Genomic DNA, 17110 nt, shown 5'->3' on the forward strand with positions numbered 1-17110 from the left:
CCCGGCCGACACCCAACCGGTCGTCATGGGCGAAGACCGGCACACCGGCGAAGTTCGACAAAACGGAATGACGTCCTGCTCGTGAATACCGATATCAACCGGCGCGGCACGGCGACGCTCGACACCGCGTTGCACAGCCTCAGACCGGAGGAGTTCTGGTCCACGGAGCCCTTCCTCCTGACGAACGACCTGGCGAACGACCCGGGGGACGGCCAGGCGGACGAATGACCAGGAGGACGGCGGCGTGACAGACGACTGACAGCGCGCTGAGTGCGGTCTGTGCGCGGAGGGGCCGAGGGTGGGGACGTCCATTTTCGAAAGGAACAGACCGATGTCCCGAAACCTCCTCCCGCAGGACCGTGCCGTACGGCGCCGCCGCCCGCGCGTGGCCGCCGCTCTCGCGCTGGCGGCGAGCCTGGTCGTGAACTCCGCGGCCCTGGCGTCCCCGGCCGCCGCCTCCCAGGCCGGCGCCCAGACCACCACCTCCCAGGCCGGTGACCGCGCCGAGGCGCGGAGCGCCCAGCTGCGGCGGCTGGCACGAGAACTGGTCGCCGCCGGGGCGCCCGGCGTGATCGCACGGATCGACGACGGCGACGGCCGACCGGTCGAGATCGCCGAACAGGCCTCCTGGACGAGGAAGGACCACCTGCTCAAGGCGGGGGACGAGGTCCGGATGGGATCCAACACCAAGACCATGATGGCCACACTCGTGCTGCAGCTGGTCGCCGAGGGCAAGGTCGCCCTGTCCGACCCGGTGGAGAGGTGGCTGCCGGGCAGGGTGCCCAACGGCGGGGCGATCACGCTGCGCATGCTGCTGAACCACACCGCCGGCCTGTTCGACTACACCGAGGACCTCGCGCTCCGGCCGTCGATCCTCGGCAGGGAACGGCGGCGCTGGACCTCGGAGAAGCTGCTCGCCGTGGGCGTGAAGCACGACCCGCTGTTCGCGCCCGGCACGAAATGGTCGTACAGCAACACCAACTACGCCGCGATCGGCGCCGTTCTCGAACGGGTCACCGGGACGAGCCTGGCGAACCTGGTCCGGGACCGGATCGCCCGGCCGCTCGGCCTCAAGCACACCTACTACGCCACGGACTCCACCTGGCGCGGGCCGTACGCCCGTGGCTACGAACCGGACGCCGCCCACATGCCGCCGACGGTGCCCGCCGGGCTCAGGAACTTCGCCGGGATCCGTCACGACGGGCACGTGGACGTCTCGGGCAACGACCCCGGGTGGGGAGGATCGGCCGGGGCGATGGTCTCGACCGCACAGGACTGGGCCCGCTTCTACACCGCGCTGATGTCCGGCAAGCTGCTGCCCGCCGCCCAGCTCGCGCAGCTGCGCGCCACCGTGCCGATCGACCCCCGGGAACCGGACGGTCCCGGCTACGGGCTCGGCATCCAGACCAGCGCCACCCCGTGCGGCACGTTCTGGGGTCACGACGGCGGCATCCCCGGCTACCTCACCACCAATGTCACCGACCGCGCCGGTGGCCGTACGGCGACCCTCCTGATCCTGGCGGAGTCCTGGGCCGAGTACGGGAGCGACCCGAAGCTCGCCAAGGCGGCCCAGGCGTTCCAGCTCGCGGCGATCTGCGCCATGTTCGGCAAAGCCGCCCCGGCTCACACCGGCTGACCCGCGCGGTCGGCCCCGGCGGAGGTGATGACCGAGGACACCAGCCGCTCGGCCTCGGCGCGTGACGCCGCCGCGCCCCCGGCGTAGGCGGCCGTGAACCCGGCGGCTCCCAGGACGGCCGTGATCCGCCGCTCGACCGTCCGCACGTCCGCGTCACCGGGATCGTCCCGGCCCCGCAGCACGGCGGCGGCCCCGAGCAGCCGTCCGGCCCGCTCCGCCCGGTTCCGGCACAGCTCGATCGCGGCGGTCGCGACCGCGGTCGAGGCCGCGACCGGCGTGTGCCAGGACAGCGTCAGGTGCACCGCCGGGTGGTCGAGCCTGCGCGCCGCCTCGTCGGGCACCCCCTCCGCGACGTCCACCTGGGCGAGTACGGCCAGCAGCAACGCGGTCAGATGCGGGGTCGCCCGGCCGGGCGGGGCCTCGGTCAGACCGGCCTCGGCGTGTTCGCGGGCGGCCCCCGGCCGTCCGGCCTGCCACTCCAGCCGTGCCAGGCCGAGACACACCTGGGCCTGCGACTCCGCAGACCCGGCCCGGCCCGCCCGGGCGAGCAGGTCCGTCAGCAGCCGTCGCCCGCCGTCCGCGTCACCGGTCTGGGCGAGATGCAGCGCGGTGGCGACCTCGCTCTCCATCGTGTGCTCGGGCATGCCGAGCTCCCGGAAGTGCCGGGTGGCCCGCTCGGCCAGCACGGGCGAGGCCGATTCGCCGGCCCGCTGCGCCGCCGAGTTCAGAGTGCTCATCGTGGTCGCCAGTCCCCACCGCTCGCCGAGCTCCTCGAAACCGGTCAGCGCGTGCGACAACAGATGCTTCGCCTCCAAGGCCCGTCCGGTGTTCATGGCCAGCACGCCCCGGACCAGCAGGGTCAGCGACCGGCTCCACGGATCGGTCCCCTCGTCGGGGGAGTCGGGCATGTCCGGTGCGCCCGCGCCTATGGCGAGCGCCAGCCGGGCCATCTTCAGGACGGGGTGGGTGCCGGAGGCCTCTTCGAGCGCCTTCCCGATCCGGTCGAAGGCCTCCCTCGCCTCCTCCGGCTCGCCGACGGCCTCGATGGTGGCCAGCGCGTGCGCGACGACCACCAGCGCGCGGGCCTGCGGCTCCGCCGGGCCGCGAGTCTGGAGCACCCGGTCGAGCAGGTCGAGTGACTCCGGTGGGTGGTCCCGCAGGAACCAGAACCAGCACAGCGCGACGCCGAACCGGACCGCCAGACCGGCGTCGCCCGACTCGGCCGCCCAGCGGATCGCGGCCGACAGGTTGTCCCGTTCCGCGGACAGCCGTACCAGCCAGCGAAGCTGCCCTGAGGTGCGCAGACGTGGGTCGGCGGTCTCGGCCAGCCGCAGGAGGAACACGGCGTGCCGCTCCTGTACGGCCTCGACCTCGCCCCGCTCCGCCAGCCGCGCCAGGCCGTACTCCCTGATGGTCTCCAGCACGCGGTAGCGCGGCTCGACGGGGTCGGCGGACTCCACCGGGTGCAGCAGGGACTTGTCGACCAGCGCCGCCAGCGACTCCTGGACCTCACCCAGTCCGCCGACGGCCTCCGCCGTGTCCTCGGCGAAGGCGCCGGGCACGACCGACAACCGTTCCAGCAGCGTCCGCTCGTCGGAACCGAGCAGGTCCCAGCTCCAGGCCACCGCCGCGCCAAGCGTCCTGTGCCGTGGCAACGCCGTACGGCTGCCGCCGGTGAGCAGCCGGAAGCGGTCGTCCAGCCGCGCCGCGACCGCCTCGACCGGCAGGGCGCGCAACCGCGCCGCGGCCAGTTCGATCGCCAGCGGGAGGCCGTCCAGACGGCGGCAGATCTCGGTCACCGCGGTCAGCGCGCCGCCCTCGGGGGCGAAGTCCGGCCGTACCGCGACGGCCCGGTCGTGGAACAGGCGGACCGCCGCGCAGGCACGGGTCCGCTCGGGGCTCGCCCCGGGTTCGGGGAGTTCCAGCGGGAGCACCGGGTGCAGGGTCTCACCGTCGATCCGCAGGGGTTGCCTGCCGGTGGCCAGCACCCGCAGCCCCGGACAGCGGGCGAGCAGGGTCCCGGCGAGCGTCGCGACGGCCTCGATCACGTGCTCGCAGTTGTCCAGCACCAGCACCAGGTCGTCGTCCGCGAGCGTCTCGACCAGGTGGTCCGGGACGGCCTCCCGGGTGACGGGCCGGGACGGCACGCCCTCCCGGCGACTCCGCAGCAGGTCGAACACCACGCGGGGCACGTCGTCCGCGGCGACCGGGGCCAGGGGGACGAACCACACCCCGCCGGACGGCGAGAGCCGTCGGCCGACGGCGTTGGCCAACCGGGTCTTACCCGCTCCGCCGGGGCCGACCAGGGTGACCAGCCGGACGCGGCCGAGCAATCCGACCACCCGGCGGACGTCCTCGTCGCGGCCGACGAAGCTGGTGAGCGGGACGTCCAGGTTTCCGTGCGACCGGCGGGGTCCGGGAGACGCGCCGCGCAGCACCGCCAGGTGGGCCTGCTGAAGGTGCGGTCCTGGATCACCGCCGAAACCGTCCGCGAGCAGGTCACGGATCCGCTGGTAGGCGGCCAGGGCCTCGGCGCCCCGGCCGTTCAGCGCCAGGGCCCGGATCAGCTGGGCGTGCAGCCGTTCCCGCAACGGGTGCGCGGCGGTCAGCGACTCAAGTTCGGCGACAAGGTCGGGCTCCGCGCCCAGCGTGAGGTCGGCCTCGATCCGGTCCTCCAGGGCGGACAGTCTGGCCCGTTCGAACCGCTCCGCCTCGGCGTCGGCGAACGGCGCCTCACGCACGTCCGCCAGGGCGGGACCACGCCACAGTCCCAGGGCCTCGCGCAGGATCGCGGCGGCCTCGGCGTGCCGGGATCGCGCGTACGAGTCGCGCCCCTCGCGAGCCAGCCGCTCGAACCGGACGGCGTCGACCGCCTCCGGCTCGACGGCCAGCCGATATCCGGCGGGCCCCAGGGTGAGCAGCTCGGGGTCGCCCAGGACACGGCGCAGCCGGGAAACCAGCGACTGCAGCGCACGCTGAGGGTCCTCCGGTGCCTCCTCACCCCACGGTTCGCCCCAGAGCGCCTCGGCCAGGGTCGCGGGCCGTACGGCACGCCCGGCGTCCAGCGCCAGCCGGGCCAGCAACGCCCGAAGCCGCGCGCCTCCCACCTGCGCGGGACCGGAGGGGGTGTCCAGCACCAGGGGGCCGAGGACGCCGACGCGCACCCGTTCACTCGCCATGACCAGCAGTCTGCCAAACCGGGGCACCTCCCGCCCTTCCGCCAGGCTCCGCCGGCCGTCGGGTGCCCGACGGGAACGGCCCCGCTTCGAGGGCTCCCGGGGCCGGTGACCGCCTGCGAACACTGCCCATTTATTTACCGGCCGCAACAATTAACACGAAGCAATGAAGGGAAAAAGGGAAATCGCACCGGCGGAGTCGGTAAACAATTGACATGGAGCTGGACGCCCGGATTGGCCCGGGATAGGCTCCGATCGTCGTAACAAGAAAGGATACCCGTCATGGAAGAAACAGCGGAAAAGCCGCGAAAGAAACTCTCACTGGACCGGGAAACGGTGCGCAACCTCAATGACCCCATCCTGAGCACGCAGGGATGGAGTCTGTGGACGTGCGACGACGCCGGCGCCGACCACGAGATTCAGGGCGAGCGGGTCAAGTAGACGAAAACGGTGGGTCGGCGTTGAATCTGAAACCGGTTCCACGCGTCTCGCGTGGCGAATTCCGGCCGGCACGCCTCGCCGGCCTTCCCCGGGTGGTCGTGGACAATGTTTCCGGATGGCAGGCCGTCAAGAACTGGAACAGCGCCTACCTCAAGTCCGTGGCCGGTCACCGCGAGGTCGCCGTGCGAGAGACGAACGGCCCACCCAGCAATATTTTCCAGAACCTGGCCCGCGGCGGACGTACGTCTTTCGGTGATTATCTGGACTGGGTGGTGGAAACCGCGCACGACCTACGGCCTGTCACCGAAAGACACGCCGACGTCGGCGCCATCACCAAGGCGGTCGCCGCCAGCGGCTTTGAGGACTCCTATTACCTCGACGCGAAGCTGAGCCAGTTGTCGGAGAGGCTCGCCGCCGACGCGCCGGCCCCTGATTGGTTCCGCGCCTCCCCCGTGGACACCAATCTGTGGTGCGGCGTCCTGGGCACCTCCTCCGGGCTGCACTGCGATGTGACTCCCAACTGCAACGTCCAGGTGATCGGCCGCAAGCATTTCGTTCTGTTCCCGCCCTCGCAGTCCCGGCTGGTGTACCGCATTCCCCGGATCACCCACTGCCGCTTCGACCCCAACGTTCCGGACTTCGACAGGTTCCCGCTCGCGCGGCGGGCATCGGGCTGGCAGTGCACTCTGCGGCCGGGTGAGTCGCTCTACATCCCGGTCGGCTGGTATCACCAGGTGACGGTGGTGACGCCGTGGGCGCTGAACGTCAACTTCTTCTGGCCACGTCCGTTTCCGCAGGGCATCATGACACCGTCGCTGTGGCGGTTCCTGCTCCGGCGGGGGTCGGCCCGGATGAGGCGGCTGCTGCGGGGATGACGGGTGCCGAGGAGGAGCCGGCCTGGCGGCCTGCGGGGTTCTTCGTGCTCCGCACGCCGTACCTTCCGCTGGACGCGTTGTTCGCGCTGGGCGGTGACGGCCTGGCGGAGACGGATTACTCGCACGAGTATGCGACGGCGGAACACGCGCGTGCCCTCGACCGGCTGCGGGCGCTGTGCCTGCGGCCCGATGTGCGCGAGGCTCTGTGGGTGGCCTCGCCGTCGCTGGAGGGGCGGCTGGACGGCTGGGCGCGTGACCCGCGGGGCGGGCTCAAGATCGGCCATGGTCTTCTTCGGTATGTCGCGCGCATGGCGGGGCGCCCGACGCCGTTCGGGCTCTTCGCCGGGTGCTCACTCGGGACGATCGGTGAGGAGACCCGGCTGCGTCTCGCGAGGCGGGAGACCTACCGCCGCCACACGAGTTTGGACTCCCGATATCTCGGTGCCCTGGCGGAGTCCCTGCAGCGAGATCCGGCCCTGCGTCCGAGGCTCAGGTATCTGCCGAACTCCAGCGTCTACCGGGCGGCCGGGCGCCTGAGATACACCGAGACGCGCCCTGCCGGCGCCGGGACGTCGTACCACCTGGTGGCCGTCGAACCGACGGTCCATCTGGAGGCCGTGCTCGAGCGGGCCGCGGGCGGGGCCCTGCCCTGGGAGCTGGCCTGTGCCGTCGGCGCCGTCGACCCCGAGGTCGGCCGGGGTGAGGCGCTCGACTTCGTGGACCGGCTGATCGACGCACAGCTCCTGGTCTGCGAACTCGGTCCCACGGTGAGCGGGCCCGAGCCGGTCGACGACCTCCTTGACCGGCTGGACCGGGCGGGCGGAGAGCGCGCCCGGCCGGTCGTCTCGGCACTGCGCCAGGCCCGGACCATGCTCGCGGGTTTGGACGAGTCGCCGCCGGGGGCCGATCCTGAGCGTTACCGCGAAGTCGCCGCGGCGCTTCCGGCCCTGGCCGAGGTCCCGGCCTCCTTCCATGTCGATCTCACGAAGCCCGCCCGGGTGACACTGGGACGAGACGTGGTCGCGGAGATCGAACGCGGAGTGCGTCTGTTGCGCCGCGTCGGCGCGGGCCGGCGCGGCGACCCTCTGGGCCGCTTCCGTGAGGCGTTCCTCAACCGGTACGACCGGCGCGAGGTGCCGCTGTGCGAGGCCTTGGACGACGAGATCGGTATCGGACTCCCCGCTGACGGGCCGTTCGGAGCGGCTCCGGCTCCGCTGCTGGACGATCTGGCGTTCCCGTCACCTCCACGGGCCGAGGACACTCGACTCAGCAGGCGGGACGCGCTCGCCGCGCGCTGGTTGACCGAAGCCGCGTGCGCGGGCGTGGCGGAGTTGTCGCTGGGCGAGGCTGAGGTGCGGGCCCTTGAGGAGGCGGGCGACGCAGTCCCGATGCCGGACTCCTTCGGTGTCGTCGCCACGATCATCGCGGCCGATGAGGACGAGGTGGCCGCGGGACGCTACCGCATCATGCTGTCCGCGGTGGGCGGGCTGTCCGGAACCACGCTGATGGGCCGGTTCTGCCGTCGTGACGACCGGTTGCTCCGCCGTCTACAGCGGCATCTACGGGCCGAAGAAGCGCTGCGACCGGAGGCGATCTACGCGGAGATCGTGCATCCCGTGCCGGGCAAGGTGGGCAACGTCCTGGTCCGGCCGCATCTTCGCGAGTACGAGATCGTCTACCTCGGCCGCCCGGCCGCGCCGGAGCGGCGGATGCCCCTCGACGACCTCACGGTCTCCGTCGCCGGTGAGCGGGTGGTGCTCCGCTCGCGCTCGCTCGGCCGCGAGGTTCTGCCCCGGCTCACGGTCGCGCACCGCTTCGACGGAGCTGGCAGCCCTGCCTTGTATCGCTTCCTGTGTCATCTGCAGCGTCAGGGGAGGACGGGCGGGCTGTCCTTCTCGTTCGGAGGCCTGGACGACGCGCCCTATCTGCCGAGGGTCACCGCCGGCCGGCTGGTGCTGTCCCGGGCCCGCTGGCGTCTGTCGGACGCGCAACTGGCGTCCCTGGAAGGCCCGACAGCCGCCGCCCGATTCGCCGCGGTGCAGGATCTACGCCGCCTGCTTCGCCTGCCGCGATGGGTCGCGGTGGTGGACGCGGATCGGCGGTTGCCCATCGACCTGGACAACCCGCTCTTCGCCGACATGGCCGTTCACCTGTTCCGAGAGCACCGGCCGGTACGGCTTGAGGAGGTGTTCTTCGGGCCGGACGAGGTGCCTGCGACGGGGCCGGAGGGTCGTTTCGCGCACGAGATCATCGTGCCGTTTCTGCGCGCGAGGGCCCTCGAGCCCGCCGCCGTCACCCCGGCGCGCCAGGAGAGGCCGCTCACGCGAAGTTTCCCGCCCGGATCACCCTGGCTCTACGCCAAGCTGTACAGCGGCCCGGTCGGTGCCGACACCATACTCCAGCAGGTCGTGCGGCCCCTGGTGCGCGAGGCGGTGTCCGACGCCTCGGTCGACCGCTGGTTCTTCGTCCGGTACGCCGATCCCGACCCGCATCTGAGGCTGCGGCTGCACGGCGACCCCGACCGCCTGATGAACGAGGTGCTGCCCGCGCTGCTCGCCGCCTGCGCGCCGTTCCACGCCGAGGGCACACTCTGGCGGATCCAACTGGACACCTACGAACGCGAGGTTGAGCGCTACGGCGGAGCCGACGGGATCGTTCTGGCCGAGCGGCTGTTCCACGCCGACAGCGACGCCGCGCTCAAGGCGATCGGGGAGTCTCCCCGCGACATGGACACACGCTGGCGGCTGGCGCTGGTCGGTCTTGACCGGCTGCTCGACGATCTGGGCCTGGACCTGGCCGGGCGGCTCTCCGTCAGTACGGCGGCACGTGATCGTTTCAGCCGCGAATTCGGTGCCGACGCCGCCTTCGCCCACCGGCTCGGCGCCCGCTATCGGCGGGAACGGACGCGACTGGAGTCACTCCTGACCGCACCAGATCACCTATATCGGGCACGCTCCGAGGCGTTGCGCCCCATCGCCGGCGACCTGGCGGCGTGCGCGGGCGCCGACCGGCTCACCCGTCATGTGACCGCCCTCGTCGGCAGCTTCCTGCACATGCACGCGAACCGGATGCTGCCCGCCGCCGCGCGCCCCCAGGAACTTGTCCTCTATGACTTCCTCAGCCGCTGGTACCGCTCGCGCGTGGCCCGAGCCCTCATCGAGGTCGCGACAGAAGCACCGCGTCGTGCCACCGGTCCGTCTCGCCGAATCCAGCGGTGATGAACACGTCGGCGTGCCGCGGGTTGAGGTACATGACGTAGAAGTCCCGGGGGACCTCGGCGAGCGATTCGAGAATGCGATCCACGACCGCGCGCATGGTCTCGGCACCGAACGGATGGAAGAAGTAGGCGACGGTCACGGACGTCGGGACGGCGAAGGACTCGGCGTCCGCGCATGTGACGCTCAACGCGCAGGGACGTCGGCGGCCGAACCTGGCGATGTTCGCGTTCGCGATCGCGCACAGCTCGGGCGACGACTCCACACCAATGGCGGCGGCGAAGCCGTGCCTCGCGGCGAGCATGAGCGCCCGTCCTTTTCCCGCCCCGAAATCCACGAACACCCGCCCGCCGGCGGTCAACGGGGTGTTTCGCAGCATCTCCGCGAAGAGCAGCGGATTGGTGCCCTCGTGCGCGGTCGTGCAGCCGGGCGGCTCCAGAGAGGTGTCGGTCCCGTGCCGGACATCGAACAGAAGCTCATGCGAGATCAGTCGCATCGTCCGGACGACACCGTGTCTCCGTCGCGCGGCCGGAAACGAACGCGTGATGAGCCGGAACTGCCCGGCGAGCCGACCCAGCATCGCGCGCCCAGCCCTCCTGCCGCGACCGTGAACGTCACCTCATCCTGTCAGGGGCGTCGAGACGAGTCCCAGGGAAACGCCGAGGTGCAGCGAACGGTCCGGCGGAGACGCGGCGCCATGCCTGTTCCGGCCCTGCGCGCGTGTGACAGGCGACAGCCGCGAGTTGGTCGGCCCGCGGTCCGATTCCCTGTAGTAAGGTCCGATCTTGTCGGGCACGCACGGCTATAGGTCAACTACTCATTGTATTTGCCGCTCTGTTCCGCGCCCATCGACGGTCACCGCTGCCCGGGTCACCTTCAGAAGGGACGTTCCCTGTGAACCTCAACAACCCCGTCGGTGTCCACCGGCCGCGAGTCCGGCGCACCGCGGTCACCGCGTGCCTCGTGTCGGCCGTCCTGACCGCCACGGTCTTTACCCCCGCTGCCGCCGCCCCGGCTTCGTCCACGTTTCCGGCCGCCGGACCGGCAGCGGCCGCGACGGTGCTTTCCGCGCGGGTCGAACCACAGCAAGAGGTGCCCGAACTCGACGCCCCGGGCGCCGCCGAACCCGTGACGTATCCGCCGGACCACCGCACCCGCCCCACGTCGGGCACCTTCGTCTTCACCGCCCCTCCGCACACCCGCATCACGCGCCTGGAGATGAACTGCCGGCCCCGGCCCTGCGCGGAGGCGATCGCCACCGATGGCTCCACCGCCACCGTCCGCATGGGTCCCGGGCGCTGGCGCTGGAACCTGCCGGTACGGGTCTGGCTTCAGGCCACCCCCAACGCCCCTATGCAGCGGGCCCGTTACAGCGGAAACCTGAGCGTCGACAGCGAGCGGCAACCACTCGACGTGATCATCACCGAGGGGAGGCAGGGCCTGTTCGGCGTCGTCCGTGAGGACGCCCCCAACAACAGCGGTGCGCTGGTATCCGATGTGGTGCCGGGCAGCCCCGCCGACAAGGCCGGGATCCGGCCCGGTGATGTCATCGTCTCCTTCAACGGCAGGGTCATCACCAATGCCAGGGAGCAGAGCGCCGCCCGTGTCGGAGTACTGCGCGCGGGAGCCGTCGTCCCCGTCACCTACCGCAGGCCCGACGGCAGCGTCAGAACCGCTGAAGTCACCCTGGTCGACACCCTTTGACCCTGCACGTGCGAGGTGGCCCGCCCATCCCACGGCCGATTGGCGGCGCGGCGACCGTGCGCTTGCGTGTGACGGGTCACCGCAGCCGGGTGCTCTCGATCGGCCGCACCCCGGCGTCGGGCAGGGTGCCGAACGTCGGCAGGTCAGCGGGCCGCGCCTGCGGTAACGCGGCAACGCGCCGGCCTCCGTACTTGGAGGCCCGCGTAGTGGACTCACAACGTCAGATCGCGATGCCTATGGGGTCGGTTCCGGGGGAGTGGCGGGGGCGCGGAGCTCCGCTGTCACCGCGCGTTCCCTGAGCTGGGCGGCCTCCAGGCGCAGAGCCTCCATCTGTTCCCGCAGGTCGGAAAGCCTCACCTGCTCCATGGCCAGTTGCATGAGCGCCCTGTCCCGCTCCGCCTGCGCTTCGGCGATCCGCGCGGCGGCGCGTTCCTCCGCCTCCGCGACCTTCGCCGTGGCGCGTTCCTCCGCCTCAGTGATCTGGCGTGCCGCCCGGTTGTCCGCCTGGGCCGCCTGCCGGTCGGCGCGGGCCGCCTGCGCCCGGGCCTCGGCGGCTTCGGCCAGCGCCTGTGCCCGGCCCTGGGCCTCGGCGTCCGCCCGAGCCTGGGCCCTGTCCCGTTCGGCTTCGGCCGCTCTGGCCTGGGCCTCGGAGGCGACGGCGGCCCGCTCGGCCTCCGCCCTCGCCCGCTGCGCGGCCTTCGCCGTCCGTTCCGCCTGGTCACGCTCGGCGCGGGCCTGCTCCGCCTGCTCTCGTTCCTGTACGGCCAGCGCCTGGGCCTGCTCCGCGGCGGTCTCGGCCGTCTCGATCCGCTCGGCCGTCTCCCTCAGCGTGGCGTCCCTGGCCGCCTCTGCGTGGTCGGCCCGCCGCCTGGCCTCCTGTTCGGCGTGCTTGGCGAGCCGTTCGGTGGCCGCGGCCTCGTGCAGGGCGGCCAGCGCCTGTTCCCTGGCGGTCTCGGCGTCGGCCAGGGCGATGTCCCGTTCCGCGTTCGCCTCCTCGACCTGGCGGGCCATGGTGTCCCGCTCCCGGCGGGCGTGTCCGGTGGCCTCGCGGGCCAGCCGTACCTGCTCGAAGGCCTGTTCCCGCTCGGTGCGCGCGATCGCCACCCGCGTGTGGGCCTCGGCCTGCACCGCGCTCAGCTTCGCCTCGACCCCGGCGGGGCTCAGCTCGTCGGCCAGGATCTGCGCCAGTGGCGCGATCGCCGCCGCCATGCCCTTCTCCATGCGCTCGTAGAACTCCTCCGCGCGGGCGAGCGCGCCCTCAAGGCCGGGGGTCGCGCGCTTCAGCTCCCGTTCGCGTTTGGCCGCCGCCTGGCAGTCGCCCTGCGGGCAGTAGGCCTTGGGACGCCCTCTTCCCTCGCGCTGCTCGATCGGCATCCCACAGTGCTTGCACGGCGTCACCGCACCGGCTCTCTCGCTCACCGCTCCAGGCTAGCATTTTCTGTTTTTCAGAAATTCAAAATCAATAATCACGATCTGTTGTGCTGGCGGTACAGATCGCCTACTACCGGGAATGACAATTCCCGCAAGTAGGCGAACCGAGGGCCTTCTGCGGTGTGAATTGTCCGTTTGCGAATCCACACCGGGGCGCCGGCAGGGGATCCGCACGAGGTGTCAGTGCGCAGCTCAGAGGCCCTTTTCGGGTCCGAGGATCCGGGGACACCGCCTCTCCCACGCCTGCTACGGGAGGGGGCATCCTCATCCGGCGAGTCGCAGATGAGGGGCCGGCCCAGGCCACAGACTCAGGCCGGGCGCGCACGCCAGGCCGCGGCGGCGAAGACCGGACATCATCCCGGCCGGCTATTAGACGTGGCGGGGGGCGGCTGCGCGCCGTCGGGCGGCGCCTCGCAGTAGGCGCAGGCCGTTGAGGCCGACAATGACGGTGGCGCCGGTTTTCTACCTGAATTTCCGATTCGCCGACGACTGAGGCGCTGAGCGCGTTTCTGCGACCCGGCCAGGCTGGTGCATACCATCATCCCGGCGTACCGCCGTTCGTCCGGCAGCGGCCACCTCGGCGCGCCGCCGTTTCCGCGAAGAAGATCATAAAGGCGGCTTCCGGCCCGTCCAGGGTCAGTGCCACCGGGATCTGCGCCACCGCACTCAAAACGGCGGCCCGCTGGAGCCCCACCTCCCCCACCGTGCACGGCTATGTGCGCGCCGTCGAGCGCTGGAAGGACAACCCCATGACCAAAGCCGGGCTGTAGCCCAGCTGTGGGGTCTCAGTTTCTGTGGCAGATTCTCTCTGGTCTCGGTGGGCTGTCGTCGGATCCGCCAAGCGGAGTGAGAATCCGCAGGTCGGAAGATCGGGCTATGGGCTCGCCCTCGGCATCAAGCGACTCGCGCAGCCAGAGCGTCCCTGTGGCCCCGTACGGCTTCCGACGCGCATTCATCAGCGATCTCCTGGACCTCCAATCAGCCGTCAAGAAACGAGGGGCGCCGCACTGCCGCGAGAATCACCGCGGCAGTGACGTGGAGAGCACTGGCCGCCCACAGGTTCGGTGACCGTCACCGGGGAGGTTCGGGCAGGACGTGGCGGGTGAACTTCTCCGCCTTCCCGGCTGCGGCCAGTGGGGAGGTCGTTCCCAGAACGTAGACGCGGACCTGGTTGTCGGAGTTGCGGAACGCGAACGCCCAGCCGGGACCGTTCGAGTTGGTGTAGGTGAACACGGTCGGATCGGTGGCGCTCGGGTCCGTCTCGTAGGTCGCCCTGGTCCAGGGACGCCACACACCCGAGCCCTGTGTGGTCTCCCCGGTGTTGTAGATCACCCCATCCGCGCCGCGCGCGACGATCTCGGTCCTTCCACTCGCCGGACTGATCAGGGCGGAGGGGGCGCCCGCCGCGACGAAGCCGCTCACCTGGTCCCACGCGTCGGGGAAGGTACCCGTCTCGTCCTGTTTCTTGGTCAGGATCGTGCCGTCCGAGCTCCGCGCGAACAGCCGGAGCCTGCCTCCCGGGTACACGACGACCGCGGGGGTTCCGGCGAATCCGGCCTCGCTCACCCCGGCGCAGCCGGTCACCGCGCCGTCGGAGTACGTCATGGTGCGAAACACCCCGGAGGCATCTCTGACGAAGATCCTGATTCCGCTGCCGACCGTGGCCACGGCCGGGGTGCCGGCCAGTCCGGCGACGCCGAGGCTGATCCACGAGGTGTACGGTCCATTGGCGGTGACCTGCGGTAACGCCCACAGGACCCCGCCGGGGCCGACGGCGAACGCGACGAGCCTGCCGTCTCCAAGCCGTCCGGTCACCGGGTGGAAGGCCATCGGCGTCTCCAGTGGCTGCCAGGTGCTCCAGGCGGGTGGGCTCTTGGTGGCCTGCGTGTTCGCCCAGACGGGACCGTTCGCGTTGTGCGCGGTCACCTGGAGCCGTCCGTCGGCCTGCTCGCTCAGGGACGGCGTCCCGGTGAAGGCCTCCGTGCCGGAGACGACCGTCCACTGCACCGTGTCGAACGCGTCGGGGTTGGGCTGGTGGCCGTGTAGCAGTCTGCCGATGTTGTCGGAGTAGGCGTATTCGATCGTCGCCGTCGCCGCCCCCGGAAGCGGGGATGCCTGCAGGGCGTTCGCCGGCGAGAACGCCTCGACCGGCAGGGGAGCGGTCGCCGGAGGAACGAGGTCGGACAGTGCGACGGCGGTGCCGGACGCGGGCATGCCGTCGGCGGCCTCGCCGGCCGCGCCGACGACCGCCTCGGCCTTGCCGTCGCCGTTGACGTCGCCGAGTGCCGCGCCGGTGCCGAAGGCGTCGTTCGCCTCGTTGACGTCACCGGCGTCGATCTGGGTGATGCGGCGCCCGACGGTCAGACCGGCGGTGGAGCCGATGACACGCGGGCGGCCGCGGAACAGGAACGCCGCGCCCGACCCGGCCACGCCGTACGGCTTGCCGGGCGCGCCGGCCAGCAGGTCGGCGTACCCGTCATGGTCGGCGTCGCCGGTCGACAGCGTGGCCCCGAACCTGTCGCCGGTCCCGGGGGACTCGCCGCTCGCGTTCTCTTGGATCCAGTACGCCGCGCCGAGTTGGGTCGCCGCGCCGGGGTAGACGACGATGGAGCCGCTCTTCGGGTCGGTGCCCGGCGCCTCTCCCGGGACGCCCACCGCGATGTCGGCGTAGCCGTCCTTGTCGAAGTTCGCGATCGCCAGGGCGGCGGCGAGGTTGTCTCCCGCCTCGTTGGTGCCGCCTTCCTGGGTACGGGCAAAGCCCGCGCTCTTGCCCGCGGCCGCACCGGGAATCACGTACATCTCCCCGCTGCCCGCGGGCCCCGGGCCGGGTGCCTCGCCGGGGGCGCCGACCACCAGGTCGGCGTGCGAACTGCCGGTGACGTTCCCGACGGCCAGGGCGGCGCCGAACTGGTCGCCCTCCTCCGTGTAGCCGCCCGCGTCCTCCTGAACCGCCGCCCACCCCTTGACGATCCCGCTGGAGGATCCCTTGTAGACGTAGACGGTGCCGCCGTGGGTCGTCTCCCCGCCGGGCACCTCCCCGGGGGTGCCGATCGCCAGGTCGGCGTAACCGTCGCCGTTCAGGTCACCGGCGGCCAGAGCGGCTCCGAAGGCGTCGTTCGCCTCGTCGCCTCCGCCGCCGTAGGTCTGGGAGAAGAACTTGCCGTTCCCCAGCCCCGACGCCCCGCCGGAGAAGACCACGATGGCCCCCGACTTGGCCGCCGAGCCCACGGCCTCGCCCGGCGAGCCGACGGCGAGGTCGGCGTACCCGTCCTTGTTGAAGTCACCCGCCGCGAGCGTGGCGCCGAAGCGGTCGCCCGCCTCCGTGCCCGCCCCGATGCTGGCCTGGGTCAGCCGGGTCCCCGGAGTGACGAGCCCCGCCGCCGATCCCTTGAACACCGACACGCTTCCGGCCGCGGCGCCGCCCACCGAGTCGTTCGGCGCCCCCACCGCCACGTCCGCGAACCCGTCCTTGTCGAAGTCACCGCTCACCACCACACTGCCGAACCGAGCCCCGGCCGCCGCGGCGCCACCGCCCACGTCGGCGGGCGTCACTGCGCGGTGGGAGTACAGGTCGGCGACAGCACAGGGCGTCGCCGCCCACGCGGGGGCAGGCGTCACACCGACCATCACTCCCGCCGTTACCGTCAATGCCATAAAGGGCGACAATAATCGCCGAACAGGTTGATAAATTCCCATGGATACCATCCTGGATCACATAAAACCGACATATTAAGAAGACTGAAACCTTGGGCCTTCAACCCCCAATTACCGCTCGCTCCACCCAACGCGCCGGCCATGCATGTGCGCCAATGGCCGGTGGCCGGTCAACTGGAAGTCCTGGCGCTTCCCATCGTCGGTGAATTCGGCCAAGAAAGCCAGAAAGGTCCTGCCGGAATCCTGGCAAGACCTTCCTTTCTTTGTATGGCGACCTGCTAACGGAGTCGCTCACTCCGCGGTGGCGCGGATGCCGTCTCCTGTTGCGTTCGTCGGGACCACGCCATCGAAGCTGCACGAGTCGTCATGGAAGATGACTTGTTCCTCGGGCTACATCGGCCCCTGATACCAGACAACAAAGTCAGCCACGAGCTCTATGGCCCTTCCAGGTGAAGTCCGAATGATCACGTCCTTCCAGGTCGCCCAATGCCGAATGGCTGCTCCATTCCACATCGCAGACCTCAGCTCCTGCCGCTCCAGGGGAAGCCGCTTTTACCCGCGCCTGCGCAGCCCTGCTTACCCGTCGTTACTCGTTTCATGATCGATCTCTTCGACCATTCGATCGACGAGAGCCGAGCTCGCCCTAAATGGCTCGAAGCAGGTGCGGATCAGGTCGCGCTTAAGCTCGTCACTGGGCAGCCTCGCCCAGCCCGAGTCTGGCTGGCTTAGGCATCGACGGACTACCTCCCATTCCCTGCGGTCAACCGAAAGCTCCCGCCATTTATCCCAGCGTGCGGCGATGCCCATCTGACTGTTGCGGCGGTAGTGGTCCACGATCTCGTCCAGAATCGAACTGTGGATGAGAGCCAGGTAGGGGCTGCCCAGGAGGACCGGATCCGAGGGTGCGTCCGCGAAGCGTGCCGACATGAGGGCCTTGTGAAGGACCTCCAGCTCAGCGATGTCTTTTAGCTCTACCAT

Annotated in this window: 11 protein-coding genes; 6 read left to right on the forward strand and 5 right to left on the reverse strand. The window is 70.9% G+C overall.

Annotation, left to right across the window (positions count from 1 at the left end; translation table 11 throughout):
- The first annotated feature begins 81 nt into the window (after positions 1–81).
- Both ACFYY8_RS17425 and ACFYY8_RS17430 read left to right on the forward strand, forming a co-directional pair.
- Complete coding sequence (locus tag ACFYY8_RS17425) at positions 82–228, forward strand: hypothetical protein (protein ID WP_390041823.1); 147 nt, start codon at positions 82–84, stop codon at positions 226–228.
- Between the two features lie 103 nt (positions 229–331).
- A complete protein-coding gene (locus ACFYY8_RS17430; RefSeq protein ID WP_390041825.1) occupies positions 332–1636 on the forward strand; it encodes a serine hydrolase domain-containing protein in 1305 nt (434 codons plus the stop codon).
- On the opposite strand, the gene ACFYY8_RS17435 is transcribed toward ACFYY8_RS17430, so the two are convergent.
- Positions 1624–4815: a BTAD domain-containing putative transcriptional regulator gene (locus ACFYY8_RS17435; RefSeq protein ID WP_390041827.1), complete on the reverse strand. Its 3192-nt coding sequence runs from the start codon at positions 4813–4815 to the stop codon at positions 1624–1626. The two genes, ACFYY8_RS17430 and ACFYY8_RS17435, sit on opposite strands and share 13 nt — an antisense overlap.
- A 279-nt stretch (positions 4816–5094) precedes the next feature.
- Between ACFYY8_RS17435 and ACFYY8_RS17440 the strand changes: the two genes are divergently transcribed.
- Genes ACFYY8_RS17440 through ACFYY8_RS17450 form a run of 3 tightly spaced genes read left to right on the forward strand, consistent with a single transcriptional unit; the run spans position 5095 to position 9346 of the window.
- Positions 5095–5253, forward strand: a complete 159-nt coding sequence (locus ACFYY8_RS17440; protein WP_390042437.1) for a hypothetical protein — start codon at positions 5095–5097, stop codon at positions 5251–5253.
- On the forward strand, positions 5187–6128 hold the full coding sequence (locus ACFYY8_RS17445) for a cupin-like domain-containing protein (RefSeq protein ID WP_390041829.1): 942 nt from the start codon (positions 5187–5189) through the stop codon (positions 6126–6128). Before ACFYY8_RS17440 ends, ACFYY8_RS17445 begins: the two co-directional genes overlap by 67 nt.
- On the forward strand, positions 6125–9346 hold the full coding sequence (locus tag ACFYY8_RS17450) for a lantibiotic dehydratase (RefSeq protein ID WP_390041831.1): 3222 nt from the start codon (positions 6125–6127) through the stop codon (positions 9344–9346). The genes ACFYY8_RS17445 and ACFYY8_RS17450 overlap by 4 nt, the downstream gene beginning before the upstream one ends.
- Here the strand turns inward: ACFYY8_RS17450 and ACFYY8_RS17455 are convergent.
- A complete protein-coding gene (locus ACFYY8_RS17455; protein WP_390041833.1) occupies positions 9282–9839 on the reverse strand; it encodes a class I SAM-dependent methyltransferase in 558 nt (185 codons plus the stop codon). The two genes, ACFYY8_RS17450 and ACFYY8_RS17455, sit on opposite strands and share 65 nt — an antisense overlap.
- Before the next feature lie 398 nt (positions 9840–10237).
- On the opposite strand from ACFYY8_RS17455, the gene ACFYY8_RS17460 reads away from it, so the two are divergent.
- A complete protein-coding gene (locus tag ACFYY8_RS17460; RefSeq protein ID WP_390041836.1) occupies positions 10238–11047 on the forward strand; it encodes a S1C family serine protease in 810 nt (269 codons plus the stop codon).
- Between the two features lie 234 nt (positions 11048–11281).
- Here ACFYY8_RS17460 and ACFYY8_RS17465 read toward each other — a convergent pair whose 3' ends face one another.
- From ACFYY8_RS17465 to ACFYY8_RS17475, 3 genes are all read right to left on the reverse strand, one after another.
- On the reverse strand, positions 11282–12466 hold the full coding sequence (locus ACFYY8_RS17465) for a hypothetical protein (protein ID WP_390041839.1): 1185 nt from the start codon (positions 12464–12466) through the stop codon (positions 11282–11284).
- Positions 12467–13549: 1083 nt separating this feature from the next.
- Positions 13550–16132: a hypothetical protein gene (locus ACFYY8_RS17470; RefSeq protein ID WP_390041841.1), complete on the reverse strand. Its 2583-nt coding sequence runs from the start codon at positions 16130–16132 to the stop codon at positions 13550–13552.
- 576 nt (positions 16133–16708) lie between these two features.
- Positions 16709–17110 (reverse strand): hypothetical protein, encoded by a 402-nt coding sequence (locus ACFYY8_RS17475; protein ID WP_390041845.1) that lies wholly within the window; start codon positions 17108–17110, stop codon positions 16709–16711.

Origin of the sequence: Streptosporangium sp. NPDC001559, assembly GCF_042893955.1 — a bacterium.
GTDB lineage: Bacteria > Actinomycetota > Actinomycetes > Streptosporangiales > Streptosporangiaceae > Streptosporangium.